We start from the raw sequence: 6,140 nt of genomic DNA, 5'->3' as shown, positions 1-6,140 counted from the left end.
AGCTTGAATCACGCAGGAAGGGCAGCCTCAAGCCGTTTAATGGGTCCTGACCCTAGTACGGCGATGTGCTGCTGAATTCGCTCGAGCAGATCAAGGGCGGTGTGTGGGCTTGCGCTGTGGCCTTTCGCCTTCAGCGGCATGGGCATGACGCGGTAGAGGACGAGAGCCTGGAAACAGATCGTGGCTTGGCTGCGGATGCGATCAGGCAGACGATGATGCACCGGCGCGATATTTAATTTGAATTCTGCACGCAGAAGCTGCGCTCGATATCCCTTATCGCGGTTCATACGGCGCGTTGCAACTGCCGGTCGGTTGCACGGGAGCACCACGCGCACGGGCTAGCACATCCCATGCGGCGGGCAGGTCGACTGGGGGGTGAATGCGGATCGGTACATCGGATTTTTGCCAAATACCGGGACGGACAGCGCCACCTATCCTTATCAGATGACACTGTTCGAGGCGGATGGGACTGTCGTTTCGTCGCTCGGCACGGGGCGGGTGCTGACTGCGGGCACCGACGCCACAGGCAACGCCTATTTCTTCCTCGTGGGGAGTGACGAATTCACCGGGCAGCTTTTCAGCGGCTCCATTGGCATGGATACGACGGACGGGTTCACCTTCGAAGGCACGCTGGAACCGACGATGGCGCAGCTTGATGCCTTCTCGTCCGGTTTGTCGACCGCTCCGCTCGCGGCGGGGCAGAGGGTGGAGACCCCACCCACCGATCCTGATCCCGGCCCCACCGATCCTCCGCCCGTCTATATTGGCCGCTCGGTGTTGGAGCGCGTGCTGATGGCGACGGGTGATATCGGCACGATGGCACCGCTGACGGGAACCTTCCTCAACATCGCTGAAAATGTTGCGACACTTGATCCGCAGACAGGCGCGATCCTGAACCGGATCGACGGGTCTGTTACCAATACGATGACAGGTGTCAGCGCAGCTACGGCCGAAGTGACGGGAGAGGTTCTGGCCATCAGCGAAGTGACCATGGACCTCGGTGACATCTCGACCACCGTGCTGGGTGCGGTCAATACCGGAACGATCACGCTGGGCGTCAACCAGGACCTGTCCGAGGCGATTTCAGGCACTTCCGGCGCGCTTTCGGCCAGCATGCAGCAACTGGGCGGAACCACCGATCATGCGGTGCTGGTGGCCAACATGGCCAGCAATATGACCAGCGTCGTCGGCTCAGTATCCAACAGCTTCGACGGGCTGAACGGGTCGATTGGCAATGTGTCCACCACAGTTCTGGGTGCGGTCAATACGGGCACGGTGGTCTCTGGTGTGAACGAGACGATCACAGGCATCGTGGGCGGCTGACCTTACGCGCGGCCCTGAAGGGGGAAATCGGGGCTAGCCTTTGCGGCCGAGGGTCTGGTCCCCGGCCGCAGTAGTTTGCAATTCGTGGTGCCGAACCTGGGCTTGCAGTCTGCGGACATACCCTCAGTGCAAGCCGAAGGCCGCCATGAGCTGCCGCCGCAGTGCAACAAACCCGGAGGCGCTGCGATCCCGCGGACGGGGCAGATGCAGGTCGATCACGCGGGGCGGCGTGCCACTGTCCTTCGACAGCACCAGCACCCGGTCGGCAAGGAAAATCGCCTCTTCCAGATCATGGGTGACAAGGATCATCGTCACCCCCTGTTCGCGCCAGATCCGGGCCAGTTCCTCCTGCATGGTCAGCTTGGTCATGGCGTCCAGCGCGCCGAGCGGTTCGTCCAGAAGCAGGATTTCGGGCTGGACGGTCAGGGCCCGCGCAATGCCGACGCGCTGTGCCATGCCCCCCGACAACTGGCGGGGATAGGCCGCCTCGAACCCGGCCAGACCGACCAGTCTGACCCAGTGCCGCGCCTGCTCGGTGGCGGTGGCGCGGTCGATCCCTCGCATCTCGAGCCCGAAGGCCACGTTTTCCGTGACGGTCAGCCAAGGGAGCAGCCTGGGTTCCTGAAAGATCACCGCGCGTTGCCGCCCGATGCCGTGGACAGGGGCGCCGTCGATCAGCACATCGCCCCGATCGGGTTCCTCAAGCCCCGCCAAGACCCGCAGCAGCGTGGTCTTGCCGCAGCCCGAAGGGCCGACGATGGCAAGGACCTCGCCCCCCGGAACATGCAGATCGATCCCGCGCAGCACATCAAGCCTGCGGCCGTTTAAGGTGAAGGATTTGGAGAGATCACGGATCGTGACCTCTCCGCGGCGGGCGATGCTGTCCAGCACAGTCATCGGACGGCCGTCAGTTTGTCGTCGGGCTGTCGCCCGTCGTGAACAGGATGTCACGGGCCACCAGTTGCCCCGGCTTCACCGCGCCCTCGCGTTCCAGCACATCGACCCAGAACTGGATGTCACGCTCGACCGGCAGGCCGCCTGCGCGCACACCGTAACCTGCGAAGTAGCGGGCCACCTCGGGGTTTTCGCCGCGCTCGGCCAGCACTTCGGCAAAGATTGCGCGCGTCTCCTCGGGGTGTTCACGGGCGTAATCCAGCGCCTTGGCCGAGGCTTCGACAAAGGTCTTGGCCTCGGTCGGGTGGGCCTCGATCCAGTCACGCCGCAGCACAACGAAGCCACCCGCGATCTCGCCCAGCACATCGGTATCATCAAAGATCGCCCGCAGGCCGCCCGCCTGACGCGCTGCGCCTTCAAAGGTGGTTTGCCAATAGCCAAAGGCCGAAACATCCACCTGCCCCGATCGCAGCACCTGTTCCAGCTGCGGCCCCGGAACGACGACCAGGCTTGCGGCATCCTGCGGCAGGCCCTGTTGGTGCAGGGCTTCGCGCACGACATAATCCAGATGCGCCCCCAGCGTGTTGACGGCGATGGTCTTGCCGGCGAGGTCTTTGATGGACCGGATCGGGCTTGCTTCGGGCACGTAGAAGATGGACTGCGCCTGATCATTGATCCCGTTGGACGGATAGGCCGCCACGAAATCATTGCCCGCCGCGATGGAATTGAGCACTGCCGCTGTCGCGGCGGAACCAAGTTCCACGCTGCCCCCGGCCAGGGCAACCAGCGATGCCGGACCGCCCGAGGCATAGCCGACGTTTTCCAGCGTGATGCCGGTGCCGTCGAAATAGCCCAGTTCGGCGGCCAGTTCATGGGCGCTCAGCCCCCCCTGGCTGGCCAGATAGCGGATCGTCACCTCTGCATGCGCGGCCGATGCCAGCAGCAGGCCCAAGGTGGTGGAGAGGGTGAATGTGCGGAAAGAGAAGGTCATCTTGCGTGTCCTGGATAGTGGAAAGATATTGAATTTTCAGCGATTTTGGGAAGGATCAGCCCGCATCGGCCCAGCGGCAGAGCCGCCGCTGCACCGACACAAGCGCGAAGTTCGCGGCCAAACCGAACAGGGCCAGCAGGAAGATTGCGGCAAACATCAGCGGGATCTGGAAATTGTACTGCGCATTCATCACCTGAAACCCGAGACCCCGGTTCGCCCCGATCATCTCGGCCGCGATCAGCAGAAGCAGCGCCGTGGTCGCCGAAAGCCGCAGCCCCACGAAGATCGATGGCAGCGCCGCAGGCAGTACGACCCGCAGGAACACCGCCCGGCGCGTGGCGCCATAGCTGCGCGCCATCTCGATCAGCTTGCGGTCCACTTCCTTGACGCCGCCGATCGTGGCCAGCAGCACCGGGAACAAGGTGGCCCAGAAGATGACAAAGACCTTCGACAGCTCACCCAACCCCAGCAGCAGGATGAACACCGGATAAAGCGCCAGGGCCGAGGTCTGGCGAAACACTTGCAGGATCGGGTCCAATGCCTGCTCCACCGCCCGGATCTGCCCCATGAACAGGCCCAGCGGGATGCCAAGGCCCACGGCAGCCGCAAAGGCCAGGCCCGACCGCTGCAGGCTGATGGCGATGTCATCCAGCAGCGCGCCCGAGGACAGCCCCTCCCACAGCGCGCCAAGGATCAGGTGCAGCGGCGGAAAGACGGTGGCATTGATCCAGCCCACCGAGCTGCCCACTTGCCACAGCGCGAGGAAACCCAAAAGCAGGCCATAGCGGGCCGTGGCCCGGCGAGCCCCTTGCCCCGCCCGCGCAAGGATCGCGCGGGCGGGCGGGGTGGCGAAGTCCGGGGTATCGAGAGATTGCAGCGTCATGGCCTTACTCCGCTGCCCGGGCCGCAGCGCGGGCCTGTGCATGACGATTGGCCGGGAAGGGCAGGCCAAGATTTTCCCGCAGGGTCCGGCCCTCATAGGCGGTGCGGAACAGTCCCCGGCGCTGGAGTTCGGGGATTACCAGATCGACGAAATCCGTCAGACCCGTCGGCAACCATGGCGGCAGGATATTGAAGCCATCCGCGGCTTCGGATTCGAACCATTCCTGCAGGGTATCGGCGATGCTCTCTGCGGTGCCCACCAGGGTGAAATGCCCACGGGCCGATGCAACCCACTGATAAAGCTGGCGGATGGTGAAGTTGTTTTCATCCGCGATCTGCCGGATCAGCGCCTGACGCGATTTCATCCCTTCCGTCGGCGGGGCGGGCGGCAGCGGGCCGTCAAGGTCATGGCCCCGCAGGTCCAGCGTTCCGCCGGTCAGCCCGTTGAGCAGGGAAATGCCGTCCTCGGGCAGGATCAGACCGGTGAGCCGGTCATATTTCTCGCGTGCCTCGTCCAGCGTGCGGCCCACGAAGGGCGAAACGCCGGGCATGATCAGCACATGGGCCGGATCACGCCCCAGCCCGCGCGCGCGGGCCTTGATGTCGCGGTAGAACTCTTGCGCCGTTTCCAGCCGCTGATGGGCGGTGAAGATGACCTCGGCCGTCGCCGCCGCAAGGGCGCGCCCATCTTCGGACTGGCCCGCCTGCACGATCACCGGATGCCCCTGGGGCGAGCGTGAGACATTGAGCGGCCCCTTCACCTTGAAATGTGCGCCGTGATGATCGGTCAGGTGCAGCTTGCCTTCGTGGAAAAAGCGCCCCGTTTCCTTGTCGCGCAGGAAGGCGTCATCCTCGAAACTGTCCCAAAGCTTGCGAACCACTTCGACATGTTCCGCCGCGCGGGCATAGCGGACCGCATGGGGGTGCTGGCGATCAAGGTTGAAGTTCTGCGCCGCAGCCTCGGTCGCGGTGGTGACGACATTCCACCCCGCCCGCCCGTCCGAGATCAGATCCAGCGAGGCGAATTTGCGCGCCAGATTGTAGGGTTCTTCATAGGTCGTCGAGGCGGTGGCGATAAAGCCGATATGTCGGGTGAGCGGGGCGAGCGCCGCGAAGAGCGTCACGGGTTCAAACCCCGCGACCTTGGCATTGCCCCCCTCCATGCCGCCGCCAAAGCTGACGGCAAGACCATCGGCCAGGAAATAGGCGTCAAAGAGGCCGCGTTCCGCCTCTTGGGCTAGCTGAACATGGAAGGCGAAACTGGTGGCCCCATCGGCGGGGCTGTCCGGGTGCCGCCAGGCGGCAACATGCTGGCCGCCGCCGGGAAGGAAGGCGCCAAGGCGGATCTTGCGGGTCATGGGTCTTGTCCTTTCGTCAGGCATGGAAGGGGGATCGCCGTCCACGGGGGACCGGCGTCAGGGGTTGGCCGTGATGGTGTGTCACGCGCTCAGCTCAAGCGGGCGGGGCGAGACGCGGCGCGCAAAGACAGGCGATAGCTGGTCAATGGCCCGGCCCAGACGATCGAGCAGCGCCGGTGCCGCGGGCTGACCCCCGGCAAAATCCCGGTCGGCGGCATAGACGCCGGTCGGCAGGGTCTGCGCCTCGAAAAAGCCAAAGAGCGGGCGCAGCTGATGTTCGATCACCAGCGCGTGCCGATCCCCGCCGCCCGTTGCGGCAAGCAACACGGGCTTGCCTTGCAGCGCGGCCGGGTCGATCAGGTCGATCAGATGTTTGAAAAGGCCGGTGTAACTGCCCTTGTAGACCGGGCTTGCCACCACCAGCGCATCGGCCGAAAGGATCACCTCCAACGCGGCGCGTGCCGTCGCGGCCAGGTCCTCAACCCGCCGCGCGGTGCCGAGCGAGGGGCCGAAATCCGCCAGATCATAGACCGCCCCCGCCGCTTCGAAACGGTCGGCGGCTGTGGCGACAATGGTCTGGACCAGCGCCCGCGTTTTGGACGGGCGTTCAAGGTTTCCGGACAGTCCGATGAGGGAACGGGTCATGGGCAGGCACCTTATCTCGATTTATCTTGTCGTCTTTTATCATGCCC

6 protein-coding genes and 1 pseudogene are annotated in these 6,140 nt (G+C 64.5%); 1 reads left to right on the top strand and 6 read right to left on the bottom strand.

All coding sequences use genetic code 11. The features are described from left to right. Positions 1-8: 8 nt before the first annotated feature. Positions 9-280: pseudogene (locus IE101_RS14860) on the bottom strand (IS1634 family transposase); the annotation flags it as partial. 164 nt (positions 281-444) lie between these two features. Here IE101_RS14860 and IE101_RS14855 point away from each other — a divergent pair. Beyond that, a complete protein-coding gene (locus IE101_RS14855; RefSeq protein WP_189634635.1) occupies positions 445-1,323 on the top strand; it encodes a hypothetical protein in 879 nt (292 codons plus the stop codon). Positions 1,324-1,446: 123 nt separating this feature from the next. Here the strand turns inward: IE101_RS14855 and IE101_RS14850 are convergent, their stop codons facing one another. From IE101_RS14850 to msuE, 5 genes are all read right to left on the bottom strand, one after another. Beyond that, complete coding sequence (locus IE101_RS14850) at positions 1,447-2,220, bottom strand: ABC transporter ATP-binding protein (protein ID WP_189634634.1); 774 nt, start codon at positions 2,218-2,220, stop codon at positions 1,447-1,449. 10 nt (positions 2,221-2,230) lie between these two features. Then, entirely contained in the window at positions 2,231-3,208 is a 978-nt protein-coding gene (locus tag IE101_RS14845) for an ABC transporter substrate-binding protein (RefSeq protein ID WP_189634633.1), read from the bottom strand. A 55-nt stretch (positions 3,209-3,263) separates the two neighbouring features. Next, complete coding sequence (locus IE101_RS14840; protein ID WP_189634632.1) at positions 3,264-4,091, bottom strand: ABC transporter permease; 828 nt, start codon at positions 4,089-4,091, stop codon at positions 3,264-3,266. A 4-nt stretch (positions 4,092-4,095) separates the two neighbouring features. Beyond that, positions 4,096-5,448 (bottom strand): LLM class flavin-dependent oxidoreductase, encoded by a 1,353-nt coding sequence (locus tag IE101_RS14835; RefSeq protein ID WP_189634631.1) that lies wholly within the window; start codon positions 5,446-5,448, stop codon positions 4,096-4,098. 81 nt (positions 5,449-5,529) lie between these two features. After that, a complete protein-coding gene (gene msuE, locus IE101_RS14830; protein WP_229804204.1) occupies positions 5,530-6,093 on the bottom strand; it encodes an FMN reductase in 564 nt (187 codons plus the stop codon). Positions 6,094-6,140: the final 47 nt, after the last annotated feature.

The sequence above is a fragment of the Gemmobacter lanyuensis genome, assembly GCF_014652355.1.
In the GTDB taxonomy this organism is placed as follows: domain Bacteria; phylum Pseudomonadota; class Alphaproteobacteria; order Rhodobacterales; family Rhodobacteraceae; genus Gemmobacter; species Gemmobacter lanyuensis.
This window is presented reverse-complemented; position numbering and strand designations above follow the sequence as displayed.

Bases quoted from the DNA above. Each gene is read 5' to 3' on its own strand.
- msuE (WP_229804204.1), bottom strand. From the start codon at position 6,093: ATGACCCGTTCCCTCATCGGACTGTCCGGAAACCTTGAACGCCCGTCC.
- IE101_RS14850 (WP_189634634.1), bottom strand. From the start codon at position 2,220: ATGACTGTGCTGGACAGCATCGCCCGCCGCGGAGAGGTCACGATCCGT.
- IE101_RS14840 (WP_189634632.1), bottom strand. From the start codon at position 4,091: ATGACGCTGCAATCTCTCGATACCCCGGACTTCGCCACCCCGCCCGCC.
- IE101_RS14845 (WP_189634633.1), bottom strand. From the start codon at position 3,208: ATGACCTTCTCTTTCCGCACATTCACCCTCTCCACCACCTTGGGCCTG.
- IE101_RS14855 (WP_189634635.1), top strand. From the start codon at position 445: ATGACACTGTTCGAGGCGGATGGGACTGTCGTTTCGTCGCTCGGCACG.
- IE101_RS14835 (WP_189634631.1), bottom strand. From the start codon at position 5,448: ATGACCCGCAAGATCCGCCTTGGCGCCTTCCTTCCCGGCGGCGGCCAG.